Origin of the sequence: Sphingomonas bisphenolicum (assembly GCF_024349785.1) — a bacterium.
Classification (GTDB): Bacteria; Pseudomonadota; Alphaproteobacteria; order Sphingomonadales; family Sphingomonadaceae; genus Sphingobium; species Sphingobium bisphenolicum.
Genome location: NZ_AP018821.1, coordinates 150,160 through 168,614, shown reverse-complemented (window position 1 = coordinate 168,614; position 18,455 = coordinate 150,160). Strand labels below are relative to the sequence as shown.

15 protein-coding genes are annotated in these 18,455 nt (G+C 64.6%); 8 read left to right on the top strand and 7 right to left on the bottom strand.

What is annotated here, in order from left to right:
• Nucleotides 1-337: 337 nt before the first annotated feature.
• From SBA_RS24170 to SBA_RS24145, 6 genes are all read right to left on the bottom strand, one after another.
• The gene (locus tag SBA_RS24170; RefSeq protein WP_261937521.1) at nt 338-1,297 is read right to left on the bottom strand and encodes an NAD(P)/FAD-dependent oxidoreductase; all 960 of its coding nucleotides are present in this window, start codon (nt 1,295-1,297) and stop codon (nt 338-340) included.
• Nucleotides 1,278-1,547 (bottom strand): DUF1971 domain-containing protein, encoded by a 270-nt coding sequence (locus SBA_RS24165; RefSeq protein ID WP_095687414.1) that lies wholly within the window; start codon nt 1,545-1,547, stop codon nt 1,278-1,280. The genes SBA_RS24170 and SBA_RS24165 overlap by 20 nt, the downstream gene beginning before the upstream one ends.
• Before the next feature lie 129 nt (nt 1,548-1,676).
• Nucleotides 1,677-1,907 carry a hypothetical protein gene (locus SBA_RS24160; protein WP_095687415.1) on the bottom strand — a complete coding sequence of 77 codons (231 nt, stop codon included), beginning with the start codon at nt 1,905-1,907 and terminating at the stop codon, nt 1,677-1,679.
• Between the two features lie 45 nt (nt 1,908-1,952).
• Nucleotides 1,953-2,351, bottom strand: a complete 399-nt coding sequence (locus SBA_RS24155; RefSeq protein WP_095687416.1) for a hypothetical protein — start codon at nt 2,349-2,351, stop codon at nt 1,953-1,955.
• The gene (locus tag SBA_RS24150) at nt 2,348-2,617 is read right to left on the bottom strand and encodes an usg protein (protein ID WP_095687417.1); all 270 of its coding nucleotides are present in this window, start codon (nt 2,615-2,617) and stop codon (nt 2,348-2,350) included. The genes SBA_RS24155 and SBA_RS24150 overlap by 4 nt, the downstream gene beginning before the upstream one ends.
• Nucleotides 2,614-2,850, bottom strand: a complete 237-nt coding sequence (locus SBA_RS24145; RefSeq protein ID WP_095687418.1) for a hypothetical protein — start codon at nt 2,848-2,850, stop codon at nt 2,614-2,616. Before SBA_RS24145 ends, SBA_RS24150 begins: the two co-directional genes overlap by 4 nt.
• Nucleotides 2,851-3,121: 271 nt before the next feature.
• On the opposite strand from SBA_RS24145, the gene groES reads away from it, so the two are divergent.
• The 8 genes from groES (at nt 3,122) to SBA_RS24105 (ending at nt 15,741) form a co-directional block, all read left to right on the top strand.
• A complete protein-coding gene (gene groES, locus SBA_RS24140; protein WP_008829924.1) occupies nt 3,122-3,436 on the top strand; it encodes a co-chaperone GroES in 315 nt (104 codons plus the stop codon).
• A 55-nt stretch (nt 3,437-3,491) separates the two neighbouring features.
• Nucleotides 3,492-5,111, top strand: coding sequence for a chaperonin GroEL (gene groL, locus SBA_RS24135; protein ID WP_048938217.1), 1,620 nt, complete (start codon nt 3,492-3,494; stop codon nt 5,109-5,111).
• A gap of 136 nt (nt 5,112-5,247) precedes the next feature.
• Nucleotides 5,248-6,324, top strand: coding sequence for a mannose-1-phosphate guanylyltransferase/mannose-6-phosphate isomerase (locus SBA_RS24130; RefSeq protein ID WP_261937520.1), 1,077 nt, complete (start codon nt 5,248-5,250; stop codon nt 6,322-6,324).
• 34 nt (nt 6,325-6,358) lie between these two features.
• On the top strand, nt 6,359-7,195 hold the full coding sequence (locus tag SBA_RS24125) for a class I mannose-6-phosphate isomerase (RefSeq protein ID WP_048938219.1): 837 nt from the start codon (nt 6,359-6,361) through the stop codon (nt 7,193-7,195).
• Complete coding sequence (locus SBA_RS24120; protein WP_261937519.1) at nt 7,192-9,498, top strand: glycosyltransferase family 4 protein; 2,307 nt, start codon at nt 7,192-7,194, stop codon at nt 9,496-9,498. Before SBA_RS24125 ends, SBA_RS24120 begins: the two co-directional genes overlap by 4 nt.
• Nucleotides 9,489-10,838 carry a glycoside hydrolase family 130 protein gene (locus SBA_RS24115; protein WP_008829919.1) on the top strand — a complete coding sequence of 450 codons (1,350 nt, stop codon included), beginning with the start codon at nt 9,489-9,491 and terminating at the stop codon, nt 10,836-10,838. The genes SBA_RS24120 and SBA_RS24115 overlap by 10 nt, the downstream gene beginning before the upstream one ends.
• Entirely contained in the window at nt 10,819-12,375 is a 1,557-nt protein-coding gene (locus tag SBA_RS24110; protein WP_008829918.1) for a phosphomannomutase, read from the top strand. Before SBA_RS24115 ends, SBA_RS24110 begins: the two co-directional genes overlap by 20 nt.
• Before the next feature lie 222 nt (nt 12,376-12,597).
• Nucleotides 12,598-15,741 (top strand): response regulator, encoded by a 3,144-nt coding sequence (locus SBA_RS24105; protein ID WP_037519195.1) that lies wholly within the window; start codon nt 12,598-12,600, stop codon nt 15,739-15,741.
• Between the two features lie 15 nt (nt 15,742-15,756).
• On the opposite strand, the gene SBA_RS24100 is transcribed toward SBA_RS24105, so the two are convergent.
• A complete protein-coding gene (locus tag SBA_RS24100; protein WP_008829916.1) occupies nt 15,757-18,324 on the bottom strand; it encodes a sensor domain-containing phosphodiesterase in 2,568 nt (855 codons plus the stop codon).
• Nucleotides 18,325-18,455 lie beyond the last annotated feature (131 nt).

Sequence of the window (18,455 nt, the reverse complement as noted above, 5' to 3'; positions counted from 1 at the left end):
CCCCTAACAGGACGCGCTTTCGAGGCCATCCTTAAGGCGTTATACTGGCGTATGGCTCAAGAAGAACTCGATGCATTGGCCTCGGTCGTCCAAAGCCTGAAGAGCGATCTCATTCGGCTGCAGGGCGCGTTCGCCCGCGATGCCTTACTGTCGGGTCGCCATAGTCCCGCGAGCCTTGGCGACCTTATCGAGGAATGCGGCCGGCTCGTGCCGGGCTATGAAGGCTCCTGTACGCAAGGATTTGCCGAGGCAATCCGAAAGTGCGGCGCAGATGGGCCGCCTTTCACGGTAATTTCCGGGGGCAAGGACGGCTAAGAGCCGCCCGGTGTGCGAAGCGTTACCGCCGAAGCGGTGAGGCTTGCGCCAAATCATTCCGGATGGTTGTTGCCGCGACACCGCCTTCCCCCATAGCGTGGCTGATCTGGTCGAGCCCAAGCACGACGTCGCCGGCCGCATAGAGCCCCGGCACGCTGGTCCGTTGGTGGCTGTCCACCACTAAGCATCCATCACCCGAAGCTTCGGCGCCGAGATCGACCGCCAATTGCGAGTGGATCGTCGAGCCCAGCGCGGGGTAAAGGGTCGCAAAGCGGTGATGTCCTCCGGGCAGCGCGATCTCTAGTCCATCCTCGCCCAGCAGGAAGGCCGTGCATGGCCCCTCGAGAAGATTGATCCCGGCCGCGCGCAGGCCCGTCTCCTCATCCGCCGACAGGGCATGCCTGCCATCTGGCGCGATCAACGTAACGTCGCTCGTGTAACTGCGCAGGAATATCGATTCCTTGTACCCGTGCGCTCCCGTACCGAGCACCGCGACACGCTGGTCGGTCACCTCATAACCATCGCAGATCGGGCAGTAGCGCAAAAGCCCACGAGACAGCGCTTGGCCATGCGTCACCTCGTCCATATCGGGCCGGTGGTTCGACACGCCCGTGGCGAGCAGGACGGAGCGTGCTGCGAAGCGATGCGGCCCGCCGCGAGCCAGGAAGACATCTCCGTCCTTGTCCAATTTTTCGATCCGGACCTGCGAATAGACGGCGCCATGGAGCAGGGCCTGTTCGCGCATCCGCGACAGCAGCTCCGCGCCCGCGATCCCCTTGGGGAAGCCGGCATGATTGCGCGTCCTGGGAATGAGCGCGGCGCGGCTGTCGCCTGCGTCGGCGACGGTGACCGCGAGATGAAAGCGTGCCAGGTAGATCGCGGCCGTAAGCCCCGCCGGGCCTCCGCCGATGACCAGACAGTCGAGCGGCTGTGCTCCCGAAACGCCCGCCGCACGGACACGATCAGAGTTTGGGCGGTTCATGGTAAAAGTCGACCTGCATGCGGACATTGCCGAGCGGTGTAACGAAGTGGGGCTGGTCGGGTTTCACGACCCCGACAACCTCCTGGGTGAGAAGGATCTGACTGTGCGGCTCCACATAGGTGAGGTTCAGGGAGCCTTCCAGGACGCGGATGACGCCCCAGACCCCCACCTTGGTGCGATGATTGCCGCGCAGCCTAGCCGGTATCGTATTCTGGTCGAACACAGGCGTGGAGCGAAAGGGTTCGGGCATTCTCTTGTCCGCTTGCAGGTTTCGGTGCGCCCCCGTTGGTCCTGTGGCGCACCGGACGAAGCGTGGTGCACAGGAAGCCTAACGCACGGCGCTTGTCCATGCGAGAGGACAAGCGCCTGGACGAGCCGCCTATGCCGCAGCTTCCTCGGCAAGGGGCATCCCGTACCACTGGCCGGCGACCGTGCGCAGGAACAGCATAGGACGGCCGCCATCGATCTGCTGGAAGCGATAGCGATCGTGATCGCCCTGGGACTTCACCCACGCGCGTGCCCATTCGGTCGCCTTGTACTCGCTGTCGAATTCATCGCTTTGCGCGACAGGCTTGCTGTGGTCGTTGTCGCGAAACAGCTGATAACGCATGAAATGTCTCCTTTGGTCGGTTACTGAATGGAGCTGGCCACGCCATCAGGGTCGACCGGAAGTTCGTCCTTTACCGGCATCCTGACGCTGCGCAGCCTCGTTAAGCGCGCGGATCACCCGGTCGAGCATGGCGGCATTGCTGGCCGCCTTGGGCAGTTCGCGGACCGCAAATCGATGCAGGCGATCGAGATCCTTGCGGGGCACCACGATTTCGATGGATTTTTGCCCGAGATGCTCGGGAGCGACGCCCTGCGCGGCCCGACCGGACGCAAGAAAATGATCGAGGAAGCGCTTGCGATCTGCGAAGGTCCAGCCCAGCGCCTTCAGATCCTCGGGACCAACCGTCAGCAACGCAATCGCGAACTCCATGATATCGTCGAAGGGCAAGGTGAGGCGGGCACCCTTGCCCCGGCCTTTGAGCCTATGGATCAGCGCCTGTTTCATCGTATCGAGAGTATCCCGTCGACCGCGCTCCATTCGGTTGGACGGATCATCTGCTCATGGGCGATCCGCACGGAATGCAGGGCGGCGGTGATCTCGTGCCGCCAATGGTCCAGGAAGTCGAACAACACTGGAAAATCGGGCGCGAGATCATATTCCTGCCAGACAAAGAGCTGCAGGAGCGACGGCGCGTCAGGGCGGTAATAGTGTATTTCCGCCGTAGTCATGCCGTAGCCCTGCAGCTGCGCCAGAAAACCGCGGTCACTCATTGTAAGCGGGTTTGACCGGAATCCCCCTCGTCCAGCGTGCGCATGGCCGCGAGCACTTCGTCGATCGGCACGGCGCGTTTGGCGCCGCGCGGCTTGCGCAGCGCTGGCTTGTCGCGCACGGCCGATCTGTCCGATGCCCACGACGCCAGGATGGCGCGTTTGACCTCGGGCTCCAGATCCGGATGGTGCGCGACGTCGAAGGGATGAAGAAAACGGGAAAATGGTTGCGACATAGTCAGCCTCCTTTCCTGTCGCTCCTGTCTTTCGTGGCGGACATCCTCATCCGCACCCACCAGATTTTGGTACGATGCGGAGTCGCGTCAAGACGTTTTTTCATCTCCAAGCCATTGAGATCGACGGGATTGGCACTGCGTTCCATCGAGTGCCAAAAAATTTTCAGGAAGGTCTTGAAGGGGCAAATTGAGCTTCTTAGTTCCCGGGAACCTGTCGTTCGGATGAACAGCAGGGATCATCATTCTTGTTTTGCAACCGGAGGCTTTGCCCATGCATTTCCGCCCTTTGCACGACCGTGTGCTTGTTCGCCGCATCGAAGCCGAGGAGAAGACCTCGGGCGGCATCATCATCCCCGACACCGCCAAGGAAAAACCGCAGGAGGGTGAAGTCCTCGCGGTCGGCCCTGGCACTCGCGACGAAAACGGAAAGCTCACCGACACCACGGTGAAGACCGGCGACCGGGTGCTGTTCGGCAAATGGTCGGGCAGCGAGGTTCGCATCGATGGCGAGGATCTGCTCATCATGAAGGAGAGCGACATCCTCGGCATCATCGAGCCCGTCGCGGAGCTCAAGCAGGCCGCCTGACGGGTCGCCCCCATCCCTCGAACATCAGGAAGGACAAAGGAAAGGAGTTAGGCAGATGGCTGCCAAGGAAGTGAAGTTCGCCTCGGACGCGCGCGATCGCATGCTGCGCGGCGTCGATACGCTGGCCAACGCCGTCAAGGTGACGCTCGGTCCCAAGGGCCGCAATGTGGTCATCGAGAAGAGCTTCGGCGCGCCGCGTATCACCAAGGACGGCGTCACCGTCGCCAAGGAAATCGAACTGAAGGACAAGTTCGAGAATATGGGCGCACAGATGCTGCGCGAGGTCGCCAACAAGCAGAACGACAAGGCCGGTGACGGCACGACCACCGCCACCGTGCTGGCCCAGTCCATCGTGCGCGAAGGCTCGAAGGCGGTCGCGGCGGGGATGAACCCCATGGACCTGAAGCGCGGCATCGACCTCGCCGTGACGACGGTCGTCGAGGATCTCAAGGCGCATGCCAAGAAGGTCTCGGCCAACAGTGAGATCGCCCAGGTCGCGACCATCTCGGCCAATGGCGATGCCGAAGTCGGCACCATCCTCGCAGAAGCGATGGAAAAGGTCGGCAATGAGGGTGTCATCACCGTCGAAGAGGCCAAGAGCCTCGCGACCGAGCTTGAGACGGTCGAGGGCATGCAGTTCGACCGCGGCTATCTCTCGCCCTACTTCGTGACCAACGCCGAGAAGCTGAAGGTCGAGCTCGAGGATCCCTACATCCTCATCCACGAGAAGAAGCTTTCGAACCTCCAGGCGCTCATTCCGCTGCTCGAGCAGGTGGTGCAGTCGGGCCGGCCGCTGCTCATCATCGCCGAGGACGTGGAAGGCGAAGCGCTCGCCACCCTCGTCGTCAACAAGCTGCGCGGCGGCCTCAAGGTCGCGGCCGTCAAGGCGCCGGGCTTTGGCGATCGCCGCAAGGCCATGCTCGAGGACATCGCGGTTCTCACCGCCGGCAGCGTGGTCAGCGAGGAACTCGGCACCAAACTGGAGAATGTCACGCTCGGCATGCTCGGCCGCGCCAAGAAGGTCATCATCGACAAGGACAACACCACGGTCGTCGATGGCGCCGGCGCGCGCGACGAGATCGACGCCCGCGTGGCGCAGATCCGGGCGCAGATCGAGACGACCACCAGCGACTATGACCGCGAGAAGCTCCAGGAGCGCGTGGCCAAGCTTGCCGGCGGCGTCGCCGTGATCCGCGTGGGCGGCGCGACCGAGGTCGAGGTCAAGGAGAAGAAGGACCGGGTCGACGACGCGCTGCACGCGACCCGCGCCGCTGTCGAGGAAGGCATTCTGCCTGGCGGCGGCATCGCGCTGCTCCGCGCGTTGAAGGCGCTCGACGGCCTCAAGGCAGGCAATGACGACCAGCAGTCCGGTATCGACATCATTCGCCGCGCCCTGCGCGCGCCGGTGCGCCAGATCTGCGACAATGCCGGTGAAGACGGCGCGTTCATCGTCGGCAAGCTGCTCGAAAGCGACGACTATAACTGGGGCTTCAATGCCGCGAGCGGCCAGTATGAGGACCTGGTGAAGTCGGGGGTCATCGATCCCGCCAAGGTCGTGCGCACCGCGCTGCAGGATGCGGCCTCGGTCGCATCCCTGCTCATCACGACCGAAGCGCTGGTCGCCGAGCTACCCAAGGATGAGAAGGCCGCGCCCATGCCGGCCATGGACTACTGATCCTCCACCGACAGGGCCGGCGCGGCCGGCCCTGTCACCTCATCATCATTCAGCATAGCGAGAGGGATTTCCGGGCTTTCTGACAGGATTGCGCGCGGCCTCCTCGTGCGTGCTGCCCAGGCAAAGTGGCTCGGATATGCGCTCGATTATTCCTGTTATCCTGTCCGGCGGGTCCGGTACGCGCCTCTGGCCGATTTCGACCGCGGCCAGCCCCAAGCAATTCATCGCGCTCGCCGGCGAGGAGAGCCTGCTCCAGCAGACGGTCCGGCGGGCCCGCGCCGCGGGCCTTGTCCAGGCGCCGATCCTCATCGCCAATCGCGGTCACGACGCGCTGCTCGGCGAGCAATTGCGCTCCATCGACTGCACGCCCGCCCGGCTCATCTTCGAGCCCGTCGGTCGCAATACGGCGCCTGCTATCGCGATGGCGGCGCTCGAGGCGCCCAGTCCGGACGCGCTGCTCCTTGTCATGCCCAGCGATCATGTTATCGCCGATGTGCCAGCCTTCGCCGCCGCCATAGAACGCGCGGCACCGCAGGCGACCGCCGGATGGCTCGTCACCTTCGGCATCACGCCGGACCATCCCGAGACGGGCTATGGCTACATCCGCTGCGGCGAAGCGATCTGCCAAGGCGTTCATCAGGTCGATCGCTTCGTCGAGAAGCCCGATAGCGACCGCGCTGCCCGGATGATCGCTGAAGGCGGTCACTGCTGGAACGCCGGCATATTCCTCCTGCGCGCCGATGCCTTCCTCGAGGCCATGCGCCTGCATGCCCCGGCAATGCTGACTGCTGTCGAGGCCGCGCTGGCGTCGGCAACGCGGGAAGGCCATCGCATCGATCCCGACGCTGACGCCTTTGCCGCCATTCCCGCGGACTCGATTGACTATGCGGTTCTGGAAAAGGCCGCACGCGTCGCCGTCGTGCCGGCGGCGATGGGATGGTCGGATCTGGGCAGCTGGGACGCGCTTCACGCCATCGGCAGCCGCGACGAAGCCGACAATCTCTCGGAGGGCGAGGTAAAGGCGCTCGACAGCCGAAACTGCCTGTTCAAGAGCACCGGGCCACGCATCGCCGCGATCGGCGTTTCCGATCTCATCGTCGTAGCCACCGGCGACACCGTGCTGATCGCGCCGCGCGGGCGCTCGCAGGACGTTCGGCGCCTTGCCGGACAGGAGAGCCCTTCCGCCACCCGCGAGGCCGCCACGGCATCCTGACCCTCAAACGCATCATCCCTGGGAGAACCGACCGATGCTGACAGAAACCTGTCTGGAACGCGAAGAGCCGGCCGACCTCGCCCCCGAGGCTGCGGGCTTGGCGAGAATGCTGACACCGCGCTATGTCGCCAAGCCCTGGGGCCGGCGCGACGGCCTGCCGGCGCCAGAAGGGGCGCAGCCGCTGGGCGAAATGATCTTCGAAGCGCCGGACGCGGGCCTGACGATCAAATGGCTGCAGACGAGCGAGCCGCTGTCGGTCCAGGTCCATCCACAAGGGGCCGGCCGCAAGCATGAATGGTGGCATGTCACCGAAGCGCTCCCGGGCGCCTATCTCGATCTCGGGCTCGAGGCGCCCGCCTCGCGCCAGGCGATCGCCCAAGCGGCCCGCGACGGAACGCTACCCTCGCTGCTTCGGCGAATTCATCCGCGGGCAGGGGACAGCTTCTACATCAAAGCCGGGACGATCCATGCGCTCGGGCCCGGCCTCACCGTCCTCGAGGTCCAGGAGCACAGCGATGTGACCTATCGCCTTTTCGATTATGGGCGGCCGCGCGAGCTTCACCTCGCCCAGGCCCTGTTCGAAGCGCGCACCGAGGTCGAGCCGGTGGAAGCCTTGCCCGGCGCAGGCGCGCCCTTCGCGCTCTCGCAGTTCGCCCTCAACCCGGGCGGCCAGGTCGTCCTCGTTCCCGAGCGAGCCTGTCTGGCCGTCCTGTCGGGTGAGGGCACGATAGCCGGCCGGCCCTTCGCGGCCAACCAATGCTGGCTCACGCACGGACCGGTCGCGCTGCATGCCGACACGCAGGCCCGCCTCGTTCTTGCCGAGCCCCGCTCCGCTCGGTCCGCACTTGCTGAAGGAGATCTGTTGCCATGACTATCGATCTGACGCCGCCGCCGGTGCGCCATGTCGCGCTCATCGGCAATTTCCCCCCGCGCCGCTGCGGTATCGCAACCTTCACGGCGGATCTGCACGCCGCGCTGAAAGCTGGCGATCCGGATCTCACCATCTCGACGATCGCGCTCAACGACCCGGGCGTGCATCACGATTATCCCCGCGAAGTCGGCTATGAGATCGCGCAGGACAATCTCTCCGACTATGTTGCGGCGGCGGAGCATATCAACGCGCTCAACCCCGACATCGTATGCCTTCAGCACGAGTTCGGTATCTTCGGGGGCGAGGCGGGCGACCATCTCCTTGCCCTCGTCGACAGACTGCGTGCGCCGATCGTGACCACACTGCACACCGTGCTGACCGATCCCACGGCCGACCAGCGGCGCGTGATGAACGCGCTGGCGCAGGCCTCCTCGCGGATCATCGTCATGACCGAGATGGGGCGCACGATCCTTGCCCGCGACATGGGCGTCCCGGCGCACAAGATCGTGGTCATTCCCCACGGCATTCCCGATATGCCATTCCTCGATCCGGCATTCGAAAAGCACCGCTTCGGTCTCGACGGGCGGCGCGTGGCGCTCACCTTCGGCCTGCTCTCGCCCAACAAGGGCATCGAGGTGATGATCTCGGCGCTGCCGCAGCTGGTGCGCGATCATCCCGATCTCATCTATGTTGTGCTCGGCGCGACCCATCCGCATCTGGTGGCCCGCGAGGGCGAAGCCTATCGTGAGGACCTTGCCCGGCAGGTGAGCGCGCTGGGGCTCGAGCGCAACGTCCGTTTCGTCAACGAATATGTCGATACGCCCACGCTGCAGGCCTGGCTGTCGGCCTGCGACATCTATGTCACCCCCTATCTGACCGAAGCGCAGATTACGAGCGGCACGCTCTCCTACAGCGTGGGGCTCGGCAAGGCGGTCGTATCGACGCCCTACTGGCACGCACAGGAACTGTTGTCCGACGGATGCGGCGTGTTGGTTCCCTTCGCCTCGCCGGACGCCCTGGCGAAGGCGGTGAGCGACCTGCTGGGTGACGGCCGGCGCCGCGACGAATTGCGGCGCAGCGCCTACCAGGCGGGGCGCGCCATGACATGGCCGGTGGTCGGCGGCAGCTATCTGTCGCTCTTCGCCCAGGCCCGGCTGGGCTCTCCCCTGGCGACCACGCTCGTCGGTTTGCGCCCGTCCGTCACGCCGGCGTCAGAGCCTTCGCTCGATGCGATCGATCGCATGACGGATGGTTGCGGCATGCTGCAGCATAGCCGCTCCAAGGTGCCGGACCGCCGACACGGCTACTGCCTGGACGACAATGCACGGGCGCTGATGCTCGCAAGCGAATTTGCCCTGGAAGGGCTGGATACGCCCCGCGCCGCGCGCCTTGCCAACATCTACGCGTCCTTTGTCGATTTCGCCTGGGATGAGGATGCGGGCCGCTTCCGCAACTTCATGGGTTATGATCGGGACTGGCTCGAGACGGAAGGGTCGCAGGACAGCTTCGGCCGCGGGCTCTGGGCGCTGGGTCGGACCGCGCAGGCAACTGATGACCATGGTCTCAAGCTCTGGGCCACGGCGCTCGCCGACAAGGTTATTCCGGCGAGCAGCTTTCTGCAGAGCCCGCGCGCCCAGGCTTTCGCGACTTCCGGACTTGCCGCTTTCCTGGCGGTCTATCCCGGCCATCGTCCCGCCCGTCTGCTGATGGAGACTTTCTCGGTCCGCCTGCTGGAACTGCTGCGCGCCAATCGCCGGGACGACTGGATCTGGTTCGAGCCGGTGCTGGCCTATGACAATGCGCGCCTGCCCGAAGCGCTGCTGCGCGCGGGCCGTGCGCTCGCGCGCCCGGATATGGTCGAGGAAGCGATCGAGGCGCTTGCGTGGCTGGCCGAGCGCCAAACCGCGAAGGAAGGCCATTTCCGTCCGATCGGGACAGAGAGCTTCGGGCTCGCCCATGAAACGCCGCAGGCGTTCGACCAGCAGCCGCTTGAAGCCTGGGCCACGATTGAGGCCTGCGCCCTGGCGTTCGAGACGACCGGCGACGCCCAATGGCTCACCCATGTCGAAACCGCCTATGCCTGGTATCTGGGCGCCAACGATCTGGGTCTGCGGCTGGCCTTGCCCGACGGCGGCTGTTTCGACGGCCTGCAGGTCGACCGGGTCAACCTCAACCAGGGTGCCGAATCCATTCTCGCCTGGCAGTTTGCAGCGCTCGCTGTGCGCCGACTGAGGGCCCGGAGCGACGGGTCGCAGAATCAGGAAGAGGGACTGGAGGAGGGGAGCGTCGCTGCATGTCGCTGATCCAGTCGATTCCCCTGCGGCTGCGGCCCAACCCGGCGCGGGTGGTCGTCCGGCCCTTGCAGATTGCGCCTGAACCGCGCGATCTTAATCCCGTCCAGAATGAGCGCATGCATCGCATCATCAATGGCGTGCGCGCCATGGAGGGCGCGACGGTGGACCGGGAACTGGCCGTCATCCTCGCCGATTTCGGGAACCGCCACCGCGAAATCCGCACCGTGTTCGAAGAGCGCTTCGAGCAAGTCGCGCGCGAGGTGGGGCTGGCAGACAGTCTATCGCCCCCGGTTCGCCAGTTGATCGGCGCCTATTTCTGCCATGAATATTCGTTTGGAGCGGCGGCGCTGATGAACCCCAGCATCGTGCCGCATCCCGACCAGAATGGCGTACCGGAGGGCGGCTTGCGTTTCGTTCTGTCGCTGCGGGCGGTGGGCGAGGGGCATATCTCCTCGATCACCTTTCGCGAGGGCCTTATCCGGCCATGCGGCACGATCGAGATGGCGCCGGAACCCGATTTCGCGATTGCCGCGCGGCCCGAGACCGGCCCCGGCGGTGAAGTCCGCTTCACCCGGCACGTCGAGGGGATGCGGCTCGATGAGACCGTGCTCTTTCCCGCAACGCCCGCCCAGCGCAACGGGCTCGAGGATCTTCGCCTGGTGCGCTTCACCGATGACGACGCATCGACCTGCTATTACGGCACCTATACCGCCTATAGCGGTGCGGCGATCGCCTCGGAGCTTTTCGTCACCCGCGATTTCGAGACCTTTGCATTGCAGACGCTGACGGGTCCGGCGGCGCGGAACAAGGGCATGGCTCTGTTCCCCCGCCGGTTCGGCGGCGATTATCTGATGATCGGCCGGCAGGACAATGAAAGCCTGTTCCTGTTGCGCTCGCCCGATCTGCATCACTGGGAGGAAGGCGAGCGGATTCTGGTACCGCATTACCCTTGGGAACTGGTTCAGATGGGCAATTGCGGCGCGCCGATCGAGCTTGAGGAAGGTTGGCTCGTCCTCACCCACGGCGTCGGCGCGATGCGCAAATATGCCATTGGCGCGGTGCTGCTGGACAAGGATGATCCCTCGCGGGTCATCGGCCGCTCGGCGGTGCCACTCCTGTCGCCTTCCGATGAGGACCGGGAAGGCTATGTTCCCAATGTCGTCTATACCTGCGGGGCGATCGCGCATGGCGGAAGGCTGTTCATGCCCTATGGCGTTGCCGATACGTCGGTGAGCTTTGCCAGGATCGAGATAGCCGATCTGCTCGCCGCGCTGCGCGCGCCCGACAGCATGGATTTGCTCAATGACAACGAATTGGAGTGGCGGGGCCATGAACGCATTGCCGAATGACATGAAGGTAGATGATTCCCCGCCGAGCGAGGGTGCCGCTCTCAAAAGCGTGCGCACCCTGATGACGCAAAGCGGTGTTCCTTTTGGCACGAGCGGCGTCAGGGGACCCGTCTCGGCCATGACCGACGCGCTCTGTTTTGCCTATACCGGCGCGTTCCTCCAGTATTTGCGGTCGATCGAGGAGTTTGCCCCGGGCCAGCCCGTGGCGCTGGCCGGCGATCTGCGTCCCAGCACACCGCGCATCGTGCAGGCCTGTGCGGCGGCGATCCGCGCCGCCGGCGGCGTGGTGGTGAACTGCGGGCTCGTGCCGACACCGGCGCTGGCCTATTACGCGCTGGGCCGCAAGATGCCCTCGATCATGGTGACGGGAAGTCATATTCCGGCGGATCGTAACGGTATCAAATTCTACCGGCCGACGGGCGAGGTCCTCAAGTCGGACGAGGCCGGCATACTCGAGCAGCGGGTCTCACCCGACGACAGCCTTTTCGACGCTTCGGGCGCGCTCCTGAGCGCTGAACCGCTGCCTCCGACCGTCGAGATCACAAGCGCCTATCGCGATCGGTACGTCGGCTTCTTCGGCGCGGACGCACTCGAGGGCATGACAGTCGGGGTCTACCAACATTCCGCGGTGGGGCGGGACGTCCTGGTGAGCGTGCTCGAGGCGCTCGGTGCCACCGTACTGCCATTCGGCCGATCCGAAACCTTTGTGCCGGTCGACACCGAAGCCATTCGCGATGAGGATATCATTCTGGCGCACGCGTGGGCGAGCGAGCACACGGTCGATGCGATCGTGTCGACGGACGGAGACTCGGACCGGCCGCTCGTCGCCGACGCGCAGGGGACCTGGCTTCGCGGCGATATCACCGCCCTTCTGTGCGCTCGCGCGCTTGGCGCGGACCGCGTCGTGACCCCGGTGAGCAGCAATAGCGCGGCCGAGCTTTCAGGCGCGTTTGTCGCGGTTCGGCGGACGCGGATCGGTTCACCCTATGTGATCGCCGCCATGCAGGAGGAGATCGCGGCCGACCCGGGTGCGATCGTCTGCGGTTATGAGGCCAATGGCGGCGTCCTGCTCGGCTCGACGGTGCTCGACGGTGATCATCCGCTGGATGCCCTTCCCACGCGCGACGCTGTCTTGCCGATCGTTTCGGTACTCGCCGCCGCCAGGCGAAGCAGCGTCGCGGAACTGGTCGCGAGCCTGCCGCAGCGCGCCACCCATAGCGACCGCCTCCCGGATGTGGCGCCGGCGCAAAGCGCGGCGCTTCTGGGCTGGCTCAGGGAGGGATCGGCCGAGGAGCAACGGGCGCGCATCGAAACCTATTTCGGTACGATTGGCGGCCAGGTGGTGGAGATCGACACCACCGATGGTCTGCGCGTGACATTCGACCGCGGCGTCGTGATCCATCTGCGCGCGTCGGGCAATGCGCCGGAACTGCGCTGCTACACCGAGGCGACGACCGCTGCTGCCGCGGAGGACCTGAGCCGGTGCGCGCTGATCATCCTTCGCGACGAATTGTTGCCTCTTTCTCATCCGGATTGAAACCAAAGCCGGCGGCATCAGTTTGCCTTTCATCGCGATGATCATGGAGCGCGAGGCGGGCGTGTGCCCGTAAGACAGCGACCGTGAGAGCAGGGAGCGAAGATGCTGCTGGCTACCATGACCTTCCGGGCGTAACTCCGTATGAACAGTCTGGAGCCGCGCTTGACCGAAAACATAAAAATACCTGACACCTATGAAGACATATTTGTGGGGGACAGCGAGATGGCCCGGCTGCTGCGTGTCCATGACTGGACCGCAACGCCGCTTGGTTCTCCGCAACATTGGCCCGACGGGCTCAAGGTCGCGTTGCGCCTGCTGCTGACGTCGAAATTCGAGATGTGGCTCGGTTGGGGGCCGGACATCCATTTCTTCTACAACGACGCTTACCGTCCGACGTTGGGCAACAAGCACCCGCGCTCCATTGCCATGCCGACGCGCGAGCTGTGGGCCGAGATCTGGGACGACATCAAGGGACGTCTCGAAACGGTCTATCAGAAGGGCGAGGCGACCTGGGACCGCGCTCTTCTGCTCATCCTGGAGCGCGCGGGATATCCCGAGGAGACCTATCACACCTTTTCCTACAGCCCCCTGCTGGGCGACCAGGGGACGGTCGAGGGCGTGTTTTGTGCGGTCAGTGAGGAGACCGACCGGGTTATCAGCGAACGGCGGCTGGAATCGCTGCGCCAGCTCGCATTGGCGCTTGCAGGCGCCCAAGGGCATGAGGCCGTGCTCGACGCTGTCGAGGCGGAGCTCGCGCGCAACGATCGCGACATGCCCTTTGCGCTTGTCTATTTGTTCGACGAAACGGGTGCCCCTGTCCTGGCGCGCAACTGCGCGGGGATGGACCCCGATCACCCCTGCGCGCATGCAGCAGGTGCGGCGGAAGATCCCTGGGGGGTCAAGCGGGTTCAGCTCGATTGGACCGCTCCCCTGATCGACGAATGCACGCACGCCGATCTCCCGACCGGATCCTGGGACCGTCCGCCCACCAAGATCGCCGTCGTTCCTCTGGTCGATCGCGGGAACGACCGGCCGCTGGGCGCGCTCGTGGTCGGCCTCAATCCATATCGTCCCGCCGGTGAGCAATATCTGAGTTTCCTCGAATTGCTTGCCGGCCAGATCACCGCAGGCCTGACGAGCAGCTATGCCTTCGAAGCGGAACGTGAGCGCGCCGCGGCGCTGGCGGAAGTCGCCACGATGCGCGAGGAAGCCTCACGCGTCCTCGAACAGGCGAACCGCCAGCTGATCTCAGAGGTGGAACTGCGAACGCAGGAGCGCGATCGCATTCGCCGGCTCTTCCGCCAGGCCCCGAGCTTCATGTGTATTTTGAAGGGCCCTGACCATGTCTTCGACATGGTCAACGACGCCTATCAGCAGCTTGTCGGCCATCGCGACGTGGTCGGCATGCCCCTTCGTGACGGCCTCCCTGAAATAGCCGGGCAGGGTTTCATCGAGCTGCTGGACGGGGTGTATCAGACCGGCGAGCCCTTTGTGGGCCGCAATCTCGAAGCCCATCTCCAGCGCACGCCGGATGGGCCGCTCGAGACCCGCTTCGTGAACCTCATCTATCAGCCGATCGTCGAGCCGGACGGCAGTGTCTCGGGCATCTTCGTCGACGGCTACGACGTGACGCATCAAAAGCGCGCGGAGGACCAGCTCCACAATCTCAACGAGACGCTCGAACACAGGGTCGAGCAGCGCACTGAAGAACTCGGCACGGCCCTTGGCCGGCTGCAGCGCGAAACGCTGGACCGCGAGGCCGCCGAAGCGGCGCTGCGCCAGTCGCAGAAGCTCGAAGCGCTCGGCAAGCTGACGGGCGGCGTTGCGCATGATTTCAACAATCTGCTCCAGGTGGTGAGCGGGAACCTCCAGCTGCTCTCGCGCGACATTGCAGGAAATGAGCGCGCCGAGCAGCGGGTGCAGAATGCGCTGGCAGGCGTCTCGCGCGGCGCGAAGCTCGCCTCGCAGCTCCTCGCTTTCGGCCGCAGACAACCGCTCGAGCCCAAGGTGGTCAATTTGGGCCGCCTCATCAACAATATGGACGATCTCCTGCGCCGGGTCATCGGCGAGGATGTCGAGATCGAGACCATCGTGAGCGGCGGATTGTGGAACTGCCTTGTGGATCCGGGGCAGATCGAAAACGCCATCCTCAATCTTGCGATCAATGCGCGAGATGCCATGCCGGATGGCGGCCGCCTGACGATCGAGGCGGCCAACGCCTGGCTCGATGATGACTATGCCCGCCAACACGACGAAGTCACCGCCGGGCAATATGTGATGGTGGCGGTGACTGATACCGGCACCGGCATGGCACCGGAAATCATCGAGCAGGTCTTCGAACCATTTTTCAGCACCAAGCCGGAAGGCAAGGGGACGGGGCTTGGTCTTTCGATGGTCCATGGCCTCGTCAAGCAGTCGGGTGGCCATATCAAGATCTACAGCGAGGTGGGTGAGGGCACGACCATCAAGCTCTACCTGCGCCGCGAGACTGCCCGGGAAGACGTACTCACCGATACGAGCACGGGACCGGTGCGGGGCGGCTCCGAGACGGTCCTCGTAGTGGAGGACGACGATGCCGTGCGCGAGACCGCCGTCGGCCTGCTGTCCGAACTTGGATACCGGGTGCTGAAGGCGCGCGACGCGCAAAGCGCGCTCACCGTCATCGAGAGCGGCGTGCCGATGGATCTCCTCTTCACTGACGTCGTCATGCCCGGCCCGCTGCGTAGTCCCGAACTTGCGCGCCGGGCGAAGGAACGGCTGCCGAACCTCGCGGTGCTCTTCACCTCAGGCTATACCGAGAACGCGATCGTGCATCATGGCCGGCTCGATCCGGGGGTCGAGCTTCTTTCCAAACCCTATACGCGCGAAGCGCTTGCCCGCAAAGTCCGCCACGTGCTGGCCAACGAAGCACAGCGCCGATTGATCGCGGAGGGCGGCGGAAAAGCACCGGAGCCATCGCCCTCGCCGGCGTCCCAGCCTGTGCGGGAGGCCCGCACCCTTCGTATCCTCCTTGTCGAAGACGACGGACTGATCCGCTTCAACACCGCGGACATGCTCGCCGATCTTGGCCACGCCGTCCTGGAAGCCGAGGACGCCGAAGCCGCCGAAGCGCTGTTGGAGCAAAACGAAGTCGACCTTGTCCTGACCGATGTCGGCTTGCCCAAGGCGTCCGGCATCGACCTTGCCCGGACCGTCAAGGCGCGTGCCCCCGCGCCAGCGATCATTTTTGCCAGCGGCGATGGCAGCGGCATTTCATCCACCGAATTTCCCGATGCCGCAATCCTGCTCAAGCCATACAGTCAGGAGGATCTGCGCCGTGTGGTGTCGGCAATCTCCCTCGACCCAGCGAAGCGTGATCCCGCATAGCGGGATGACGAGGAGTCAAGCCGCCTGGCTGTCTTGGCGCGGGACGACGGACCGTTGGCTTTCGAGCATGGCGCAGAGCGTAGTCACGGGCAGCGGCCGACTGAACAGATAGCCTTGGAGATGCGTGCAGCCCATGGCGACGAGCGCTTCCATCTGCTCATGCGTTTCCACGCCTTCCGCGACAACGGCCATGCCAAGTTGTGCGCCTAGCCCTACCACGGCCTGGATGATCGCTCTTGCGGCCTGCGACTGAGTTACCTGCTCGACGAAGGAGCGGTCGAGCTTCACCTTGTCGAATGGGAAGCGCTGGAAATAGCTGAGCGACGAATAGCCCACGCCGAAATCATCGATCAGGATCTGAATGCCGAGGCTGCGCAGCGCCTCCAACTGGTCGAACGTGCGCTCGACGTCGCGAATGACCAGCCCTTCCGTGACCTCGAGCTGCAATCGGCTGGGACACAGACCCGAGGCCGCAAGCGCTGCGCCCACCGTTTCAACAAGCTTGCCGGAAACGAACTGGAGCGGCGACAGGTTTACCGCCACCCGAACATCGGCGGGCCAATTACGCGCATCGACGCATGCCTGGCGCAGCAGCTGTTCGGCCAGCTGGTCGATGATCCCGCATTCCTCGGCGAGCGCGATGAAGACGTCCGGCCGGATCGGCCCCTTGACCGGATGGGTCCAGCGCGCGAGGGCCTCCGCGCTCGTGATCCTGCCGGTCTGCGCCGCGACGAGAGGTTGATAGACCAGCCCGATGTCGCCGGCCGCGACCGCTTCGCGCAAGTCGCGCTCGATCTGACGGCGATCACGCGCCGAGGAATCCATCTCGGCATTGAAGAAACACGCGCAGGCGCGGCCATTGTGCTTGGCGCGGTAGAGCGCAAGGTCGACATTCTCGCGTAATTGCTCGGTCGTTTCGCCATCCTGCGGCATAAGCACGATCCCAACCGAGGCACCGATGTAACAGACGCCGCGTCCAGTCACGATCGGCTTGGCCAATTCGTCGATCAGCCTATCGGCGCACATTTGCGCCCGTTCACGCAGGCGCTCCCCGGCCAGCACGGCGATGAACTCGTCCCCGCCGATGCGCGCAATCCATCCTTCGCCCTCGATGACGGCGCGCAGCCGGTCCCCGACCTGGATGAGCACGGCATCCCCACCCGGATGCCCAAACTGGTCGTTGACCGCTTTGAACCGGTCAAGGTCGATGCTGAGCATGGCGAACGGCTCGCGCGCCTGTACCATGCGGAACAACCGGTCAGTATAGCTCGACCGGTTCAGCAGCCCCGTCAGCGCATCATAATGCGCCAACCGGAGGACTTCGGCTTCCGTCCGGCGGATCTGCGTGACGTCTTCCGAAACGCCGAGCAGATATTGGCAGGGGCGGTCCGGCCCGTCGATCACGGTGCGCATGGTCCGCAGGTAAAGCGTCTCGCCATCGCCGCGGGTGAAGGCCGCTTCGGTCTGATAAGTTTCCCGGCGGGCTATCGCTTCGTTGTCACGGTCCTCGCTGGCCTCGGCGTTCGCCGGAAAGAGCTCGTGGTCGGTAGCGCCGATGATCTCGCTCGCGGGCCGCCCCATCACGGTCTCGCCGGCGTGGTTGATCATCAGATACCGGCGTGTCTCCACATCCTTGACGAATAGCGTCGCGGGGAGGTTGGAGACGATGCTCTGGAGAAATTTTTGCGCATGTTCGCGTTCGCGCTCCAGGCTTTTGCGTGCGCTGATATCCCGCACGATGGCAGCGAAGCCTTGGTCTCCGCTCGGATCACCCCAACGCGCGAGCGAGAGCTCGATCGGAAACTCGCTGCCGTCGGCGCGCATGGCGACGAGTTCGATGAAGGACCCGACCAGGCGAGTAGGGCCACCCTGGGCAGCGCGGCCGAAAGCCTCGGTGTGACCATGCACGAAACGCGGCGGCATGATGATGGAGACGTCCTCGCCGATGGCCTCGCCGCGCGATCGGCCGAACATCTGCTCCGCGGCGGCGTTCCAATGAACGATCCGGCCGCTGAGATCAGCCGCCAGCACGGCATCCGACGTCGCATCAACAACCTTGCCCGCGATCTCCGTCATCCGCCGCGCACAGCGCGCTTCGATGAGGCTCGTCGCATGCTGTGCGAGATCCTCAAGGATAAGGCGCTCGTCATCGTCCAGCCTCTCGCGCGGAGCGGGGTCGAACACACACAAGGTCCCCAGGCAAAGGCCGGTCTGCGTGATGAGCGGAACGCTTGCATAGAAGCGAATCCCGCCTTCCGACGTGACGAGCGGGTTGTCCCGGAAGCGCGTATCCTGGCGCGCGTCGGGAACGACAAGCGCCGAACGCGCCTTGAGCGCGTGGCTGCAGAACGCGATTGCGCGGGGCGTTTCGGGAAAAGCGATACCGTGGCGTGACTTGAACCACTGCCGGTGGCCATCGATCAGACTGATCGCCGCGCTCTGGACATTGAGGGCGACGGCGGCGACGCGGGTCAGGACGTCATATTCGCGCTCGGGCGGCGTGTCGAGAATCGCATAGCCGGACAGCGCGGCGAGACGCTCCCGTTCGATGTCCCAAGACGATGGCGCGTTAGAAAGATCCATCCGCCGCATTCTAGGGAAGGCTGGTTAATCTTTCCCTCAGTACATGGCCTGGAATGCACCAATTTTGCGGGCCGGTTGAGACCGAACGGTCACAGTTAATTTCGCGCCAAGGCCTGTCGGCAACGCCGGGT